The sequence below is a fragment of the Neolewinella antarctica genome (genome assembly GCF_011927835.1).
GTDB lineage: Bacteria > Bacteroidota > Bacteroidia > Chitinophagales > Saprospiraceae > Neolewinella > Neolewinella antarctica.
Genome location: NZ_JAATJH010000002.1, coordinates 443,110 through 461,928 on the forward strand (window position 1 = coordinate 443,110; position 18,819 = coordinate 461,928).

Consider the following 18,819-nt stretch of genomic DNA (forward strand, 5'->3'; position numbering starts at 1 on the left):
AATCACCAACGAATCCGTCAATTTTGGGGAAATTACGCTGGAGAAAGAACCCTTTGGCGTTGCCCTCCAGAGGTTTTCTACTAGTAGGCGGAATAGCTGAATTAAGTTAGTGTACGTCGGTCAATATTTCATCTTTGATAGCTTGCGGTAGTGTTATGTTTGGCGTTACGAGGTTTAGTCGGTAATTTCCATACCTATTAACTCACACACACTAAGGATGAAAAGAATTATCAATACCCGACTAGAAGCGTGCATTGAGGCAAGTACTGATTATCCGAGAGCGCTACTCATAAAGAAATATCATATGGTGATGGCTTCCCCAACGCACCACGCGCCAGGGACTGCTTGGCGAATTCCGTATTCAACCGACCGACCGCCCACCTCCTGAGCTAAGTGAGTGGCGTTCCGGAAAGGGTACTGCTGGAACAGACCATAATAATGGACCCAAATCAATCGATCTATCCCTGGTTTAGCAGCAACAGCGGCGGAGGGGGCTTGACTTCCGGTAACGGTCAAAACTTCTCTATTCACTATACCGATAATTTCTTTTCCGGTGACCCTAGCTCGTATAATAATCACGGGTATGGAAGAAACACCTATAAGTGGCTTTTCATTAGTTCTCATGAGGTAGTGCACATCAAGCAAAATATTGATTGGGCTATATCTTTAGGTTACTATTCGCCTCCAATGTTAGTGAAGAACGCTTATCTGGGGCACGCTGCCGGGCAGTATGCTATTGCGGGAAGCCACGATGGGGCTAGAAACGAAATATTGGCTGACATTGGAAGTGAAACGTTCAAGGACTTCGACAAATTTATCGATAAATTTGCTAGCAATCAAGCTTTGATCAAGTTGTTAGAGTCGCAGCATGCGGATGCATTTAAAGTCGCTCAAGTTGATAGATGGTGGAAGAAGTATCGAGTAAAAGTAACAAAAGGTAGGGGTGGCGCTATATTTTTAGGGAATAACCCCAAATAATCAGGCTACTCGAGAGTTATGCATGCCGAGGAATATTTAAAATTATGAATTTACTTTCTATTGTCAATAAAAACTTTGTTAATATCAGTGAGGGCAGCGTAAATGTACTACAACCTTCACGCCGTCTCCACCCAATTGTGTCGTTAAAACAGCGGTATATCGTTAGTGGAGTTATTACGATCCTGACTTTCATCCTGTCAGGTTGTGTTAATAACGTTGTGTACTTGGACGTTGATACCGAAACGCTGGTGCCTTGCGGTACCTCAAGGATAACCAGCGTTACCCTTGAAGATGAGAATCATAGACTGATAAGACTTAAGGCTAAATGGGAAGTGGCAAGCGCAACCCTACCTTTACGAATAGTTCCGGAGCAGTACCAGATAAATGTTGTATTTGAGGATGAGAATACCTTTACACTACTTCCTAACATGACCTACATCGTTGAGCACAGTACGCACGGTGACGCAGGAATGGATGATCTAACATTTAGAACCGACGCGACGGGGAAAATCATCAGTGCAAGCAGGACTGCTTGCGATTGATTGGGTAGTGGCTGTTAGTTGCGACAAATGGCGTAGCAAGGGAACGGTGTTATCGGGCGGAGACGTTCAGGCGTGATGAGGAGCGGTTGTGGTGGTTGTCTGACCTACATAAGAAAATAGTAAAGAGGGGAATAAATTCAACTCAAACGCCAGAAGCAGCCTCAAGCACAACCAATCACTAAAGCAACCGCCCCCCCGTCAACCGTTCCGTAAGCGCCTCCCGATTAGGCCGGCTGATCGGGAGGAGTTTCGCGCCGATCCGGACCTGGTTACCAACGATTGCCTCCACGGCGGCCAGGCGGATGAGGTAGGAGCGGTGGATACGGAAAAAGTCGCTGGTGGGTAGGGCTCCTTCTAGTTCTTTAAGCGGTAACAGCGGCAGATAGCTGCCGTCACTGGTGTGAATACGGCAGTAGTTTTGCATGCTTTCCGCGTAGAGGATCGTGGCGGGGTCGATGCGTTCTACGCGGCCTTCTTCCTTGATGAAAACGTGTTTTGTTTTGGGCGTGAACGCGGGTGCAAGGTGGGATGGGGGAGCAGCAAAATCGTTAGACCGTTCTCTGACTTTCAGTACGGCCTTGAGAAACCTCGGAAACGAAATGGGTTTCAGCAAATAATCCACCGCATTCAGCTCAAAGCCTTCCACGGCAAACCCCGGGTGGGCGCTCGTGAAGATAATGGCGGGTGGGTTCGCTAAACTTTGTACGAGTTCCACCCCGCTCAGGCCCGGCATCTGAATGTCTAGCAGGATCAAGTCAACGTCTTCACCCTGCACCCGCGACAGCGCCTCCATGCCATTGCGTGCCTGAGCTACCTCCAATAAAAAGTCGGTACGCGAGACGTAATCGCTCATGCCTTCCCGGGCGAGGGGCTCGTCGTCAACGATCAGGACGCGTAGAGGAAGCTGGCTCACTGGAGGGGGATATCTAGGTGGACGGTGAACGTATCCGCCACTTTTTCGGTGGTGAGGACGTGGTCATTTGGAAAAAGTAAGGCGAGTCGGCGGCGAATGTTAGCCAGCCCGATGCCACTCGCGTCCAAATCAGCCGCCGGCGCGGTCGGGCTGGTCTGGTTGCGCAGCGTAAACCGGAAGCGATCGTCACTGACTCTGGCCGACCCCGCCACGCAGGCACCGACGCCCGGGCTGTACTTGAAAGCGTTCTCCATGAGCGGCAGAAGCAACATGGGCGGAATGCTCGCACCCGTATTTAAATCCGGTTGACTAAACTCGTACTGAAAGTCTTCCTCCGTCCGCAGCCGCTGCAACTCGGTAAACTTCGCCAAGTGCGCTAATTCATCCGCCAGCGGAACGGTCGCCTGCTCCGACTGATAAAGTTGGTAGCGTAACAGGTCCGAAAAACCTTCCAGCGCCGCCCGCGCCCGGTCCGGATCGCGCGCAATCAAGACATATATCCCGTTGAGGGCGTTGAACAGGAAATGCGGATTAAGTTGGCCCCGCAAGTACGCCAGTTCCGTCGCCTGCTGGCTCGTTTTTAGTTTTGCCGTCCGTTGCTCCTGCTCGTGTTGCCGGCCATAGAGAAACAGGCCCGCGGTAACGGCCAGTGCCATGCCGAGTCCGCCGAAAATGGCTTCCAACCAAGTGGTAGCGTAGCCCAGCAGATCCGCAAGCGGAAGGGGCAACAGCGGTCCCATCCCCATCACGAAAAAGATAACAATCAGCAGTAGTAGAATAAAAGTCACTACGATCGTCACGAGCCCCAGCAGATAGGGGAGTAGACCCAGGCGTTTTTCCAGCCGGGGCCGTAGTAAGTAGTGCAGGTGTAGGTACGTTGCCGCCGCCTGCCCGCTCATCAGGATAAAGGAGATCAGCAGGTTACCCGGCTCGAAGCGATCGGGCGCAAAGATGAGGTGGCAGAACAGTCCGTAACCGATCCAGAGCAGTAAGTCGTGGCGGAAACTGCGGTGCAGGATGTAGGTCGGCCCCGTGGCTGGAGCAGTCGGTACGGAAATAGCGTTGCGCATGCGAAGTAAAATAAAGACAATCGGTCAAATGCGCAACGCGCTCACTCCAGCTTGGCCTAGCCACCGGGCGCAAGATTGACGAACCGCCCGATATAGTTGATGAACGGTCGGGGTTCCACTCGTCACTAGAAACCGTGGACTTAGCAAGTAAACTGGGGGCTTGCCAAGCGGTCCGCTAGTTTAGCTGGCGTCCACCAAGTACCCGGTCCTGATCCAATCCAACTAACCTCATAACCACGTCTGCCATGCGCACGCTACTCGTTGTTCTTACCGCAATATGCTGTTTCACCCCCCTCGCCGCCCAGTGCACCGACGGTGAAGACCTCGCCTACCGCGCCTACGTCACCAACTCCACCGCTGACTACGCCGCCGCCGTCGCCGCCACCCAACAACTGCCAGCTACCGCCGAAAATCACTTCACGCTCGCCAGCCTCGCTCACCAGGCCGCCACCATGACGATGGTCTCCGAAAATACAGACGAGCTGGAACGTTACCTCGACCTCACCGAGCAAGCCATCGACGACCTCTGGGAACTCGACGCCGAGCACCCCGGTGCCCATGGCCTTTACAGCGGCTACCTCGGACTACGCATTGCCCAGACGCCCATGAAGGGAATGATTTACGGTAGCAAAGCCGCCAAGTACGCCCGCACCGGTGTCGAGCTGGGGCCGGACGACCCGGTCGCCAATTATTTCCTCGGCTCCAATCTTTTTTACACGCCTGAAGAGTGGGGCGGGAACAAAAAAGCAGCCTTGGCCGCCCTGAAAACTGCCGCGGCTAACCTGCCCGCCGAGTCGTCAGCCTGTGACTGGATGGCCCTACAAATACTGACGCTCTACGGCCAGGCGCAGGCAAAAATGGGCGATAAAGACGGTGCCCGCACGACGTACCTACGCGCCCTCGCCGCAGAGCCGGATTTGAATTACGTCAAATACGACCTACTGCCGCGGTTGGATAAAGAAAAGTAGACGGGCCGGCGCACAAAACACCTCGGCTTCCTCCGGAGCGAAACACTCAAAACTGATTTACAATGCGGTACGCAAGAGCCACTTTGCGGCATATTTTTCCGGTCAGTCGGTGCTTACGGAACGCGTTGATCCTCTTACTCCTCGGTCTCCTGCCCGGCACCCGCGTCCTCGCCCAAATCAACATTAACGGAATGGTGCGGGGAGCGGAAGCTGAAGCACTAACCGGAGCCTACGTCTACCCCGGAAATGACCCCGGCGCGGTCGTCACGACCGATTCCACCGGCCGGTTTGCGTTGGAGTTGGCGCAACCCGATACGTTGCTGGTCACCTTCCTCGGCTACCGAACGCTGCGCTACTACGCAGCCAAAACAGCCGAAAATATTCTCCTGGAATTGACGCCGACGGATGCCAGCAGCATCACCGCCCTGACCGTCCGCGCCAGTAAAATTCCCCACGGGGAACTGGCCAGCCTCCGGTTCAACCAGATGGATGTGTACCGCGACCCCGCCGCCAAGGCCGATCCGCTCCTGGCCGTCAACAGCCTCCCGGCGGCGACGAACCCCGACGAAACGGCCAACGTCTCCCTGCGCGGCAGCCCTTCCGAAGCGACGGGGATCTACCTCAACGACGTACCGATCCGCTCCGCCGTGCGGCTCGACCAGAGCAACGGGGTAGGGCAATTTTCCCTATTTGGTAGTCTACCGCTGCGGGAAGTGAACGTCTACGCCAGCGCGCCACCCGTGCCCTTCAGCCAGACGAGCGCCGGGGCCGTAGCCATCTACACCGACCCCCGGACGCCGACGAACACGACGACCGGCCTAAGCCTGCACGTCGCCGGCGTCGGCCTTTCCCACGCACGGCCACTGGGCGAGCGGACGGGCCTGCGGGCTTACGTAAACGTCGGAAACGTGGCTGCCTTCCGCGCGCTGAACCCCAGTGGATTAAGGGAGCTACGGAAATCCCAGAGCCTGGACGGTACGCTGCAACTCACGCACCGCATCGCGGAGGGGAAATCGCTGGAATTCTTCTACCTTGGTTTCGACGAGACCTTCCGGTACGAACTCACGACACCTTACTTCAGTGGCAACTTTGCTCAGCGCAAGCCGCGCCATTTGGGCATCATCAATTACCGCCAGGAGTCCGGCAACTGGGAAGTAGCCATCAACCAGGCGTTGGACTGGGAACGGGGCGAGTTTGCCTTGGGGAATCTGAACAACACCACCCGCCGCTGGCACAACCACACGGCCCTGCACGGTACGCACCGGTCGTGCGGGCGGACGGTGCGCCTCGGCGCGACGCTGAACGCCTACGATGACCTGACGACCGGCCGTGCTCCGGTGCTGGATTACCGCTTGGCACCGGAGGATGCCGCCGTCGCCTACCGCAGCGCGGAGCGGCACACGTTGATCGAGGCTTACGCTGCGGTGAGTGAGCGGCTGGGGAGTAGGTGGCTGGCGTCGGTTGGTATCAAGCCCATTCATCAACTGGAGGTAGGTCAGCTGCGGCTGAACGCCCAGGCGAGTCTGCGCTACCGGCTGGCGGAGGGGAATCACCTGCACTTGAGCGGCGGCCGCTTCGCGCAGTTCTTGCCCCCCGGTCCGAATATTTTTGCCTGGCAAACGCTCGATCTGACGCAGGGCGCGCTGGAGTACAAAGGCACCGACGGCAACTGGCGGTGGACGGCGGCGGCCTTCGCCAAGCGGGAACTGTACTCGGCCGCACCGGACCTCAACGTGCTCGGCGCCGAGGCGCGGCTGGATTACGAAAAAGGCCCGTGGCGGACGTGGGTGAGTTGGACGGGCGTGCGCAACCGGGTGGTAAATACCGGCGAACCGACGCGGCGGGATTTTCCTTTTCTGGCGCGGACGCGGGTGCACCGGGAGTTACCGGGAGCCATGACCGCGGGCCTGGCGGCTACCTACCGGCGGGGCACGACCGTTCGGTCTCTGGTTGACCGGGAGGAGATTTTGGGGACGGACGGCTGGTTCGCTCCGATCTACGCGGCGACCGGGGAGCGGCTGCCGAATTACGCGCGGGTGGACTTGGCGTTTACGAAAATGTTTATCCTGGGGGCGGGCACGGTGGTCGTTTATTTGAACGTCAATAATTTACTGGGGACGGAAAACGTCCAGGGGTACGAATACAACGCGGCTTTCCTGGAGCGGCGGGCGGCGGTTTATAGTCGGCGGCTGGTGTTTTTTGGTGGGGTTTGGCAGCTATAGGTGAGTTGTATTTCCGCTCATTATCGTAATTGACGAGCGTTAACGTTTGGTTGTGGTATGCTCGTTACAACTCCGTGCCCCCGTAACTTGTCCTCCGATTAGCCAAATCGAAATACCCCCCCGTGAATAGACTGCTACCGTACCTCTCTACTCTGCTCCTTACTATTTTTCTGTGCACCAGCGTCCGCGCCCAAATGGCCGACCGCCCTACCTCCGGCGAGCTTTACGCGGGGATCGAAAAACTGCAAGTCCTCGGTAGCGCGCTTTATATGGCCGCCCACCCGGACGACGAGAATACTCGACTAATTGCTTACCTGGCCAACGTCGACAAGGTAGAAACAGCCTATTTGAGCCTCACGCGCGGCGACGGCGGCCAGAACCTCATCGCCCCCGACATCAGTGAATTACTGGGCCTTACCCGGACGCAAGAACTCCTCGCCGCCCGCCGCATCGACGGTGGGACGCAGTTTTTTAGCCGCGCCAACGATTTCGGTTACTCGAAGCACCCCGACGAAACTTTCAACATTTGGGATAAGCAGCAGGTGCTCGCCGATGCCGTTTGGGTCATCCGTAAGTGGCGGCCCGATGTGATCGTGCTCCGTTTCGACCCCCGCGACCCGGGCTCCACCCACGGCCACCACACGGCCTCGGCGATGATCGGTATGGAAGCTTTCGACCTCGCGAACGACCCCAACGCCTTTCCCGAACAACTCAAATACGTCAAGCTCTGGCAGCCCCGCCGTATCTACTGGAACGCCTACACGTGGCGCGGCGTGCCCGAACACATGGACACGACGAAAGTCATCAACGTCGACGTCGGTAAGTACCTGCCGTTGCTGGGGGAAAGCGTCGCCGAGATTGCCGCGCGGAGCCGTAGCCAGCACAAATCTCAGGGTTTCGGTAGCCGCGGCCAGCGGGGCGAGCAGATCGAAGAACTCGAACTCCTCAAGGGCGACGACCACGACGTCGAGGGCGAAACATTTGGCAACATCGACCTGACGTGGAACCGCGTGGTGAGCGGCGCGCCGATCATGCGGGCGCTCGCGGAAATTCAGCAAAACTTTGATTTTAGTAATCCGTCCGCTTCCGTTCCGGGGATGGTCGGGGTGCGTAAAATAATCGCCGCGCTCGACGCGAACCATTACCGCGACGTGAAACTACGGGAATTAGATGACCTCATTTCCGGTGCTCTCGGCCTCTACTTGTCTGCTTCCGTGGACGATCCGATTACGACTTCCGGCGCTACGTTGGAATTAGAAATCGAAGCCACTAACCGTAGCGGCCAGCCGGTTCAACTACTTAGCTACCAAATTTTGGGCGCGGACGTAGATGCAGCGCAGGTGGGAAAAGAGCTGAGCGCTAACCGTCCCTTCACGAAAACCGATACCGTGAAGTTGCGGGATGATTTTGCCGGTAGCACCCCTTACTGGCTCCGCGAAAACTGGGCGCTCGGTATGTACCGCGTCGACGACCAACTTGAACGCGGCGAGGGCGAAAGCCCCGATCCGGTCAACGTCCGTTTTTCACTCGACATTGGTGGCGAAATAATTACCCTCACGCGCCCCGTCCGTCACGCCTACACCGACCCCGTAAAGGGCGAGCAGGCCCAGCCACTGGAGATCATGCCCCCCGTTTTCGCCGAGCTCGACGAAAGCAGCTACCTCTTCACCGGCACGGAGGCTAAGTCCGTCCGCGTCAAGGTCACTTCCGCCAAGGCTGACCTGACCGGCACCGTTGAACTACGCGTTCCGGAGGAATGGCGGGTTACGCCGGATTCCTACGAGTTTGATATTCCCCGCAAGGGCCAGGAGGAATACTTCACGTTTCAGCTCTCCCCGCCCGCAGGACAGGTGTCGGGCATGATCGTTCCGATGATCAAACTCGATGACGGAGACGACACGGAATACTCGCGCAAACTGGTCACCATCGACCACCCCCACCTGCCCACGCAGCTAGCCGACCTGGACGCTTCCGCCCCCGTCGCCAAACTCGATCTGAAGACGAGCGGCAAGGAGATCGGCTACGTCTCCGGCGCGGGCGATGCCATCCCGGAGGCCCTAACGAGTGTCGGTTACAATGTTTCCGTGCTAAGCGCCGGTGAGTTGGCGACGGGAGATTTAAGGCGGTTTGACGCTATCGTGGTTGGGATTCGCGCCTACAACGTGGAGGCTAACATGGCTAACTACAACCCCCGTTTGCTGGAGTACGTCAAGAACGGCGGCACGATGGTCGTGCAGTACAACACCAGCCGGGGCCTCAAGCTGGACCAGACCCAGATCGGTCCGTACCCCTTCCAGCTCAGCCGCGATCGGACGACGGTGGAGGAAGCCGAAGTTCGCATTCTCGCACCGGATCACCGGGTACTGAATTACCCCAATAAGATTACCGCTACGGATTTTGAGGGTTGGGTGCAAGAGCGTGGTCTTTACTTCCCGAGTAGTTGGGATGACCACTATACGCCCATCATCAGCTCTAACGACCCGGGTGAGGATGCGCACGACGGCGGCCTGTTGGTGGCTGAATACGGAAACGGGCACTTCGTTTACACGGGTTACAGCTTTTTTCGGGAGTTGCCGGCGGGGGTGCCGGGGGCTTTTCGCTTGTTTGTGAATTTGGTTAGCTTGGGGGGGGAGACGCGGTAATGACTGGCAGCTATATTCTCACGAATCTCTTATGCAGGAGAAATATTATGTTGCTCCTACGTAAGATAATATCTTGCACTTAACCTGAGCCTTGATGGAATAGTAATCGTCCGGATTAATAGTTCTGTCCCTCTTCACAGGTTTGATCAGGTCAGAATCAGAAAATCTGCCAGTTTTCGTAACATACAAATAGTAACACGATCATGTTGGAACAGATTTTTGAGCAGATTTATCGTAAGGTGAGTGCGCACCTAAATTCAGTCAATACAGTACTGAAATTCGCTGATACTTTGTGGGTTGTAGCTGATGCGTCTGGAGAGGACATGAAACTTATATTCAAGAATGACGGTCGACTTATCGTGTCTAAACAGGGTAGGGTAACTCAAGGAGCCTACGAAATGCTAACGGAGGCAAACGCGATGATTATCACAATTGGGGATGAATCTCATCTGTATAATCATCGCTATACGGACGAACAACTGGTGTTTCTTCAATTGGACGGAAGTGCGGAACAGGCGTTTGTTTTAGTTAACAATAGCCTGCTAGGAGAAATGACCCCGCAACAATATCTTGAAGCGGTCTACTTAAAACCGGTGAGTGATGCACTAAAGTTAGAAGACACAAAGGCACGAGTGTCCAAATTACAGTTGCAACTAAAAAATAGAATTCCGATGTCGGATGGAAGTGTATTGAAGGTTTGCTTCTCTAAGGTCAACAGAAAACTGTATTTACTCCAAAACAACTCGTTCCTCAAATCCAAAAATTTTAGTATAACCATTGATGGGCATTCCAGTTTTTTCGAGGTAGCGAAAGATGGCGAATTAAAAGAGTGGTACATGCCAAAGAGATATACTGCAAATAAAGGAGCCGTTGAGCTAACCATTCACGAAACACCATATCTTCTTGCTTCAGTAGGAGATAGAGTGTTTATAAATGGCGCAGCGGCACCGGATGGTAATTACCGTATTAATTTCTTCAATTCTCACCAAGTTAAAGATGGACGGATAGTCTGATCACTTCCGCTCCCGAACGAGCAACTTCTTTAACTCAATATCTAACCTGAACTATTCGTACTGGTTGAAAGTCCTGGAATCTATGGCAGAGATGTTTTATGTAGAAGTAGTTTTTATTGGCATCGTAATTCAGTGAGTTTTACCTGCTTGTTTCAGGAGCTATCCTTGAATGAATGCGACTAACCGCCGAAATCTATATACGGGGCAAATAAATCCGCGACCTTACTGCTGCCAAAAGAGATTTATTCAGTTCGAAAGTGACTGCTGGCCTAACTGTGCCTCCAATCTTCCTGAAATCTTCCATAACCGAGCGGATAGACCCTTCCAGTAACAGGTAATCACCCTGAATTTTAAGGCGCTCCACCCTCATGAACCCAACGCCCAGCGATATGCTGAGTTACCGTTCTCCAGTCCTACCGTGCCCGTCGTGAGGAATTAAGTAGTTAAATTTAATTTCTTGTCACCTATATGTGCCTTTCTAAAGATTTTATGGTGTACTATTACAATGTGTGTATAACTTACACACTAAAGGATATAAGCCGAACTACTTCCCCGCATTATCACACCATAGCTTAAATTAATCATCATGCAATTTTTGTACTCGCGCACCTCGGTGCGTAAGGGCAGCCTCATGCTGTTACTCTCCATTTTCTTCCTCACCGGGCTCAGCGCTCAGTCCATCGTCAGCCAGCACGGACGCTTGCGGGTCGACGGTAACGAGATCGTTGACAAGACCGGGGAACCGGTGAGCCTGGCTGGCAGCAGCCTCTTCTGGAGCAACGCCGGCGACGTGACCGACTATTACAGAAAGGAAACCGTTGAAATCCTGGCCGATCAGTGGAACAGCTCGATCGTGCGCGCCGCCATCGGTGTAAAGGAGGACGGGGACGGCGGGCGCGGCTACGTAGACAGCCCCGCCCTGCAACTCGGCAAGGCTACCGCCGTGATCGACGCGGCCATCGCGAACGGCGTGTACGTAATCGTCGACTGGCACACCCACGAGGCGGAAAAGTACCAGGCCGAAGCAATTACCTTTTTCCGCGAGATCGCGCGGCGCTATGGTAACACCGATAACCTCATTTATGAGGTCTACAACGAGCCCATCGATCAAAACTGGCCGACGGTTAAGCGCTACGCCCAGGCGGTAACCAATGCCATCCGCGCGATCGATCCCGACAATCTGATCATCGTGGGCTCACCGTTCTACTCGCAGCGGGTGGACCTGGCCGCGGCCGATCCGCTTCCCGACGCCAACACGGCCTACAGCTTGCACTTCTACTCCGGCACGCACGGTGTGAATCTGCGCAGACAGGCAAAGGACGCACTGGACGCGGGCATCGCCCTGTTAGTCACCGAATGGGGAAGCGTGCTGGCTTCTGGCAAGGGAGCTCCCTTCAAGCAGAATACCGAAGACTGGCTCGACTTCATGCGTGAGAACAAGCTCAGCCACGTTAGTTGGGCCATCAGCGACAAAGTGGAGAATGACGGGTCCATCGGTGCCAACATGGTGGACTTGGGTAAGGGTGTTTTCGGACTACGATCCGACCAACTGACACCTTCGGGCGTGTACGCCAAGGAAATCATCGAGGACTGGAGTAGTGCCGCCGGCCCAACCGACCCGCCATCGAATACCGGTGTTTGTCGCTCGGTGGAGTGCATCCGTAGCCAGATGGCCTTAGCCACGCCAGGTAGCGAAATCGTCGTGGCCCCCGGTACTTATCAGGTTAACGATAAGATCCCAAGCACCTTCAATTTCGCTTACTTATTCTCCGATAAGAACGGATCGGCTCGTAACCCCATCACGCTGCGCGGTCAGGACCCTACTAACCCGCCCACCATTGTCGGCCGGGAAAACAGTAGTGGTTACCTGCTGAGCATTGAGGGCGATTACTGGGTCGTAAAGGACATGAACTTCCGTACGGGGGCTAAGGGCGTCGTGCTGGATAACTCCAACAACAGCAAGCTCATCAACCTAAACGTGAGCGATGTCGGCGAAGAGGCTATTCACTTGCGCGACGGGTCGAGTAACAACCTGGTGCAGCGCTGTACCGTCACCAATACGGGCCGTAACAAACCCGGCGTGGGCGAAGGCTTCTACGTTGGGTCCGATAAGAGCCAGCAGCTAGAAACTAAGGGGCCTAAGTCGAAGTACCTCCGCGCGTGTAATAACAATGTGATCGAATTCTGCACTTCGGGGCCGAACGTTACCGCCGAGGGCGTCGACATCAAGGAGGGTACGCTCAACACCATCGTGCGCAACAGCACCTTTATCGCTAAGGGCATTGCCGGCAAGGATGCCAACAGCGCCGATGCTTTCATCGACGCTAAGGGGTCAGAAGTGTTCATTTACAATAACCGCTTCCTCGCCGATGGGGAGCCTAATATTTCTTCCGGCGTCGACTTTCAGGACCGCGGCACCGACTTCAACACCGGCACCAAGATTGCGATCTACAACAACACCTTCGTGCTGGGCAGCCAGTCCGGTAAGGTGAGCGTGGCCCGCAAGAAGGGCGGCGACCCTTCCGCAGTGCACATCTGGGAAAACAAGGGCGTTGCCGAGGCCGATAAATTTCCCAGCGACGGGACGCTGAACTTCGTCACGCGGAGTTGCCCGAACGCCTCCTGGAATACGGTCATTCCTTGCTCCGGCACGCCTCCTCCCCCACCACCACCACCCACGGATGCTTGCGCGGGTAACGGTGCGTCGATTGCCGGCCGCATTCAGGCGGAAGATTTCTGTAAGCAGAATGGTATCCGGACGCAAGCCACTTCCGACGTAGGTGGTGGACAGAACGTCGGTTACATCGACCGGGGCGACTACCTGGATTACCGCCTGTCCGTTCCCAGTAGCGGTCGCTACACGCTGGCCTACCGGGTGGCTAGTCGGTTTGCGAGCGGAGAGGTACAGTTCCGATCCGGGAGCCGTGTACTGGCAACAACGGCCATCCCCAACACGGGCGACTGGCAGAACTGGCGCACGATCACGACCACGGTCGATCTGAGCGCGGGCAACCAGACGCTACGGTTGTTTGCTTCGGGCCCGAACTGGAACATCAATTGGTTCACACTGACGACGGCCAGCACGCCTCCCCCCCCGCCGACCGGTGGATCCTGTACCTTCGGCGCACCCAGCGGCAGCGCCTTACCCGCGCTGGACGCGCTGACCTTCAGTGAGGTCTATATTCTAGGCAACGGTGGACCGGCCCTGCGGAACTTCAAGAAGTTTAGCATCAACTACAGCGCGCAGTACGCCGATGTGTACCAGTTTGCGATCAATACCAATGATGGCAATCCAGGATTCTACGTCGACCTGAAATCGGCCCTGACCTACCGCTTCAACCTACCTCAACCGGATCTGTCGCTGAGCGGCACGGGTATCACTGGTCTGGACGGCAGCTACTGGATCGTGAAGGATGGCGCAAACGTAGCGTTGGTGGACAAGACGCGAGGTTTCACGCTTTACTTCAGCAATTCGGCTACGGCACCCGCTTGTGGCGCGGGCGCGGGTGCAAGAATTTCGACCGTATTCCGTGAGGAGACGCCGGGCGTATTCCCCAACCCGACGAGTGACGTCCTGTACGTAACGGGATTGTCTGCCTCGGCCGGTACTTACCACATCATCGATGTGCGTGGGGCCATCGTGCGCCAAGCTAGCTTCGCAGCCGGCGAGCGGTTGTCGATCGGAGTTACCGATTTGGCTACGGGCGCTTACTTGCTGCGTGTGGAGCAGCGTGAGGGTACGTTGACGGAACGGTTCGTGCGGCAGTAGCCGTTTGCGTAAGGTTTTAGGTGCAGGGTGGTCCTCGGATAGAGGGTCACCCTTTTTTTGGCTTACTATAAACGTTAGGAAAACCGAACCAACCGATGTGCCGGGCGAATAGGTAGTAAAAGAACTGCACTTCTCGGCTTACTTATTCAGTCGGTTTGCCTCCCTTTGCTGCCATCACTTTCGCCCCCGAACGAGCAACGCCCGTAACCCAAGACTTAACCTAACCACTTCGTACCGGGGGGACACCCTTGACGCTTGAGCAGATACATACTGACCATTTAAGTCAATACTCAGGTGCTTGCTGAGCCGGTGCATCACTCCGAGGGAAGCGGCTACGTAGTTAGTTGAGAAAGTAGACTTTGTACTGCTGCCCCTGCCAAATATATCGCCATCAGTCTCCTCCGTAGCTTCAAATCCAAACTCGCCACCAATGTAGGGCGCGAACCTCGCTCTCGGAAACGGCAGATAACGCAGCCCCGCCGACCCTCCAATTGATTTGCCCGTATAGTGGACGGATATGGGTACCCTGGAATCATTTTTGTCCTGACTAAAGTTTGCGGATATACCAACCTCGGCGAGTAAGTGATCCGACACAAAGTAACCTACCCGCGGGTTGAAATTAATAACTAGAAACTGCTGCGAAATGGTTTGAGGATCGACGATTTGTTGGGTGGAAGATATAGTCCCCCAATTCTGGTTAAGAATGAAAGTGCCCCGCTCGAAACCCGCCTCCCGATCGAGCGTACTGAGCTGGTTCAGATAAGTAGCGAACCCAAAGGTGAGGTCAAATACGTATTGTACCGACTCGATTCTGTTGTACAACAGCAGACCGGTTGCTACAATGCCGGGGGCGAGTTGTCGTTCCAAACCGACCGCCAGGTTATAAGTGGTCAGCCGTTCCCCAAACACCTTATCGGTGCCAATACCGACTTCCGCAAACATGCGTGTCCGCTGCCGGAGCAAAAAGTAGTACCGGGCGAACAGGAAACTTTCGTTAGCTTCGAAATTGGCATCACCCGAAAAATAATTGAACCGGGAGCTGATACGAGCACCTACCATTACTCGGTTCGTAATGCCGTAGCCTAAGCGAGCGGTCTGTAGGCCGCCGTCAACAAAGCTTTCGTAGACGTTAGTATTCAGCTCGCTGTCCAGCGATAAATACAAACCACTTACCGAAGGCCGGCTTACCGTGGTGTCAGTAATTTCGGACTGGCTGAAGCCTAACTGGGTGATCAGTAATCCACAGATTAGTAAGATCGAACGCATATTTTGAGGGTTTATGTTTATGCGGTCATGAGGTCGCTACCAGGGTATCATCTTGAATAGGAATAGTACATAGTTCGAAGCGCCCAAAGTGAAAGATGAATAGAAGGGCGAATAAGTAAGTCAAAAATTTTATAAATTTTATATATTCAGTAATTAAATATACGCTTAATTATAAATAATTAGCTATTTATCAAAGAAATTAATCTTTCTGCATACGTAATTGAGGAGGTTTACGTAAGAATTTTGGAATTAGGTAAGATCACGAGTTGGCTAATTTTTTAAGCCGAAAATCATCACTTCCGCCCCCGAACCAGCAAAGCTTTCAGCCCAAGGCTGAGTCTAACGCCGTTGAAACGAGAGAATGGCGCGCTCTCGGAATCGTCATACTGACTGGACGAGTACTGAGCATTCAGGTCAATACTCAGGTGGTCGCTAAGCCGGTGCATCACCCCCAGCGAAGCCGCTACGTAATTGGTAGAAAAGTTAACGTCACTACCCCCACTGCTCCCTTGGGTGTCAAAAATACTATCGCGATTTCCGACCTCGTACCCAACCTCACCACCAACGTAGGGCGAAAATTTGGCCTCCGGAAACGGCAGGTACCGCAGGCCCGCCGACACCCCGACCGCCGTCCTCGTATCGTTCGTGTCCAGAAACGGGTCAAAATTAAATTTTCTCCGGTTATGGGACGCAGATAAGCCAGCTTCCAGCATTAGGTGGTCCGAGACAAAGTAACCGGCACGGGGATTAAAATCGAAGCTTACGCTCCGCTCCACAAATAGTAGTGGAGAGTCGGTATCGGAAAACAAAAGCGTACCCCAGTTTTGGTTAAGTACGATGGTACCACGCTCGAATCCAATCCCCCGGCGGAGTTGACTCAATTGGTTTAGGTAGGCGGCGAACCCAAAGGTAAGCTCCACCGTATTTTGTTGTGAACCGGCTCCGTTGTACGCCAGCAAACCAGTCGCCACGATGCCGGGGGTAAGCTGATACTCCAGCCCGGCGGCCAGATTGTAAGTGACGAGCCGGTCACGCAGTACCTTGGTGCTCCCAACGCCAACCTCCGCAAACAGTCGGGTCCGTTGGCGAAGTAGGAAGTAATAACGGGCAAAAAGGAAACTGCCGTTAGCGTTAAAATCGTTACCGTACGCAGTAAATCCGATTCGCGAATTTATTCGAGCGCCCACCATGATTCTATCGGTAATGCCGTAGCCTACCCGAGCGGCCGGGAAGTCAACGGATCCGAACATGTCACTATTTAATTCGGCGTTCAAAGACAAATACCAACCTCGCACCGAAGGCCGGTTTACCGTGCTGTCCGAAATTTCGGTTTGGCTAAAGCCTGATTGGGCGGCCATTAGGCCACAAAGGAGTAGAATTAATCGCATGTTTAAAGGTCTGGGTTGGTGCGGTCACGACGCCGACACCGAGGTGTTAATAGGGAAAAGGTGTACTCTGGACCGGGCCGAATCAATGGTGCATAAACGTTGTCGTCCACTAGGACGAGAATTTACTGGCCAAAGGTTGCGTCGGGGCGATATTTATTCTCCCACGTCGGTAATTGGAGATTAACGGTACTAGTCCATAATAATAGATGCGTCGGGCGCGGCCGCGGGTGCAAGCGTGATCGGACGGAAGAGCTACGTCTTACCGCAACACCATCACGCTCCCCGATAGTACTTCTTCCACCCCCTTGCACTCGTACGCAATTCGCCAAACGGCTACCCCGGGCTCCACCGGCTTCCCCTTGAAGGAGCCATCCCAGCGTGCAAACGCATCCGTGCTCTGAAACATCCGGGCGCCGTAGCGGTCGTAAATCTCGAAGCTGAGTAAGTCCGGAACGGCAAAAGGATTAGAAATGCCAAACGTCTCGTTGGCGGCCGGGCCGATGCCGTTCGGCGTAAAAGCCGTGGGGAAGAAAACCTCGGAGCAGTCCAGCGCGGCGGGGTCGATTACCTGGAGAGAGATGCTGTCCATCGCCACGCAGCTCGACTCGGCGTTTTCGATGCTCACCACGTAAGTCTGCGTGCCGGCTGTTTCGGGCGTGATGATGGGGTCCTTGTCCGTCGGGCCATCTACGCCGGTAGCGGGTAACCAGTCGAAAGCGGTACCGCAGTTGCTGTTCACCTCGATCTCAACGCTTTCACCGAGAAAGAGGCGGCGCGTTACGTTCTGAATGCGGTCGGGCCCAGCGTAGATACTGGCTACTTCCGTGGTGGTAAATGCCCGGTTATAGATACGGAGTTCATCGATGAGCCCCTCGAAAGACCGCTCCCCGTTGTTACGGCAGGTGGACGATCCGATCGTTAGCTCACCGTCGTTCGTAACGTCGATCCGGCTTGTCGATGTGCTCTGGCCTACCTGTTCGGCGTTTAGGAAGACGCGCACGTTGTTGTTCGCGCGCACTACCGTCACGTGCTGCCAGCACGAGGCGTTACCGATTAAATAGTCTATCGTGGATTGTTGATTATCCTGGCGTAGGGTAACCGAAAGCGTCTGGGATACGGGTGCGTAACGCACGGCGAAAAAGCGTTGCGACGTACAGTTCGTATCCCGCTTCGTAATCAAAAACTGAGTCGTGTTGGATGCCCCGGTTGGCTTGAAGTAGAAACCGACCGTGAAGTCGTCCTGGCCGAAGATGCGGTTCACGTTATTGGTGTTCCCCCCGGCCACGGTCACGAAATCATCATCGCCGGAAAGAAAAAGCGCCGTAGCGTCCACGCCACAACCGAACTCCGCCGTGCTGTTGGAGACGCCGGCGTTAATGCCCGTTCCGGTTCCATCCTCCAGATTACCGTCAAAAGTATAAAAGGCCGTTAAGCCGGCATCCACCGCACCCTGTCCTTCCACGGCACCCGCGACCGCGGCAAAAAATACTACGAGTAGAGAAAATATGCGCATAAGTCCGGTTTACGAGCCCGCGAAGATACAAGATTTCACGACCCACCCTTCAACGGAACCGTACGAAGGGATAGTGCGAATCAGCCCACGAAACGCGGCTTCCATTCCGGACGGGGCAACATGCACTCCGCCCGTTTGCCGAACCACCGGTAGCGATTGCGGGCTACGAAACGATAAACGCCGTTGCGCAGGAACTGCGGGACGAGAAACCCCAGCCGCGCTAACTTGCCGTAAACACCACCGATTAACTGGCCGGTTCCAAGCGCCGCGTCGCTGTAAATCTGGGCGCGCCCGTCCCGATAAAGCACCAGACTATCCAACGTTGCCAAATCGATACCCGCCGCCGGCAAAAGCTCCTGCGCCAGGTCGGATTGCAAGCTCGCGAAGCGTAATTCTCCCTTCTTATCATTGGCCAGCAACCACTGTACGGCACCGTTGCAGAGGTTACAAACGCCGTCGAAAAACAGGATGGGATGGGAAGTCGCATTCATACCGTCACTAACGATATTCACCAGCGTAAGTTGAAAGGCGTACA

At 54.9% G+C, this 18,819-nt stretch carries 13 protein-coding genes; 7 read left to right on the forward strand and 6 right to left on the reverse strand.

All coding sequences use genetic code 11. From position 1 onward, the window contains the following. Nucleotides 1-438: 438 nt before the first annotated feature. Complete coding sequence (locus tag GGR27_RS07095; RefSeq protein ID WP_168036722.1) at nucleotides 439-978, forward strand: hypothetical protein; 540 nt, start codon at nucleotides 439-441, stop codon at nucleotides 976-978. Nucleotides 979-1,022: 44 nt separating this feature from the next. Beyond that, nucleotides 1,023-1,520 carry a hypothetical protein gene (locus tag GGR27_RS07100; RefSeq protein WP_168036723.1) on the forward strand — a complete coding sequence of 166 codons (498 nt, stop codon included), beginning with the start codon at nucleotides 1,023-1,025 and terminating at the stop codon, nucleotides 1,518-1,520. A 178-nt stretch (nucleotides 1,521-1,698) separates the two neighbouring features. Here GGR27_RS07100 and GGR27_RS07105 read toward each other — a convergent pair whose 3' ends face one another. Continuing rightward, nucleotides 1,699-2,433: a LytR/AlgR family response regulator transcription factor gene (locus tag GGR27_RS07105; RefSeq protein WP_168036724.1), complete on the reverse strand. Its 735-nt coding sequence runs from the start codon at nucleotides 2,431-2,433 to the stop codon at nucleotides 1,699-1,701. Then, nucleotides 2,430-3,503 carry a sensor histidine kinase gene (locus GGR27_RS07110; protein ID WP_168036725.1) on the reverse strand — a complete coding sequence of 358 codons (1,074 nt, stop codon included), beginning with the start codon at nucleotides 3,501-3,503 and terminating at the stop codon, nucleotides 2,430-2,432. The genes GGR27_RS07105 and GGR27_RS07110 overlap by 4 nt, the downstream gene beginning before the upstream one ends. A 245-nt stretch (nucleotides 3,504-3,748) precedes the next feature. Between GGR27_RS07110 and GGR27_RS07115 the strand changes: the two genes are divergently transcribed. From GGR27_RS07115 to GGR27_RS07135, 5 genes are all read left to right on the forward strand, one after another. Further along, nucleotides 3,749-4,471, forward strand: a complete 723-nt coding sequence (locus tag GGR27_RS07115) for a hypothetical protein (protein WP_168036726.1) — start codon at nucleotides 3,749-3,751, stop codon at nucleotides 4,469-4,471. Nucleotides 4,472-4,533: 62 nt separating this feature from the next. Further along, on the forward strand, nucleotides 4,534-6,693 hold the full coding sequence (locus tag GGR27_RS07120) for a carboxypeptidase regulatory-like domain-containing protein (RefSeq protein WP_168036727.1): 2,160 nt from the start codon (nucleotides 4,534-4,536) through the stop codon (nucleotides 6,691-6,693). A gap of 122 nt (nucleotides 6,694-6,815) precedes the next feature. Continuing rightward, nucleotides 6,816-9,335, forward strand: coding sequence for a PIG-L family deacetylase (locus GGR27_RS07125; RefSeq protein WP_168036728.1), 2,520 nt, complete (start codon nucleotides 6,816-6,818; stop codon nucleotides 9,333-9,335). A gap of 203 nt (nucleotides 9,336-9,538) precedes the next feature. Continuing rightward, complete coding sequence (locus GGR27_RS07130; protein WP_168036729.1) at nucleotides 9,539-10,348, forward strand: hypothetical protein; 810 nt, start codon at nucleotides 9,539-9,541, stop codon at nucleotides 10,346-10,348. 586 nt (nucleotides 10,349-10,934) lie between these two features. Beyond that, nucleotides 10,935-14,117 (forward strand): cellulase family glycosylhydrolase, encoded by a 3,183-nt coding sequence (locus GGR27_RS07135; RefSeq protein ID WP_168036730.1) that lies wholly within the window; start codon nucleotides 10,935-10,937, stop codon nucleotides 14,115-14,117. A gap of 174 nt (nucleotides 14,118-14,291) precedes the next feature. Here the strand turns inward: GGR27_RS07135 and GGR27_RS07140 are convergent, their stop codons facing one another. The 4 genes from GGR27_RS07140 to GGR27_RS07155 all read right to left on the reverse strand — a co-directional run bounded on the left by GGR27_RS07140 (nucleotide 14,292) and on the right by GGR27_RS07155 (nucleotide 18,775). After that, entirely contained in the window at nucleotides 14,292-15,383 is a 1,092-nt protein-coding gene (locus tag GGR27_RS07140; protein WP_168036731.1) for an outer membrane beta-barrel protein, read from the reverse strand. 293 nt (nucleotides 15,384-15,676) lie between these two features. Then, nucleotides 15,677-16,771 (reverse strand): outer membrane beta-barrel protein, encoded by a 1,095-nt coding sequence (locus GGR27_RS07145; RefSeq protein ID WP_168036732.1) that lies wholly within the window; start codon nucleotides 16,769-16,771, stop codon nucleotides 15,677-15,679. 259 nt (nucleotides 16,772-17,030) lie between these two features. Next, nucleotides 17,031-18,284, reverse strand: a complete 1,254-nt coding sequence (locus GGR27_RS07150; protein ID WP_168036733.1) for a LamG-like jellyroll fold domain-containing protein — start codon at nucleotides 18,282-18,284, stop codon at nucleotides 17,031-17,033. An 80-nt stretch (nucleotides 18,285-18,364) separates the two neighbouring features. After that, nucleotides 18,365-18,775, reverse strand: a complete 411-nt coding sequence (locus GGR27_RS07155) for a thiol-disulfide oxidoreductase DCC family protein (RefSeq protein ID WP_168036734.1) — start codon at nucleotides 18,773-18,775, stop codon at nucleotides 18,365-18,367. Between the last annotated feature and the right edge of the window lie 44 nt (nucleotides 18,776-18,819).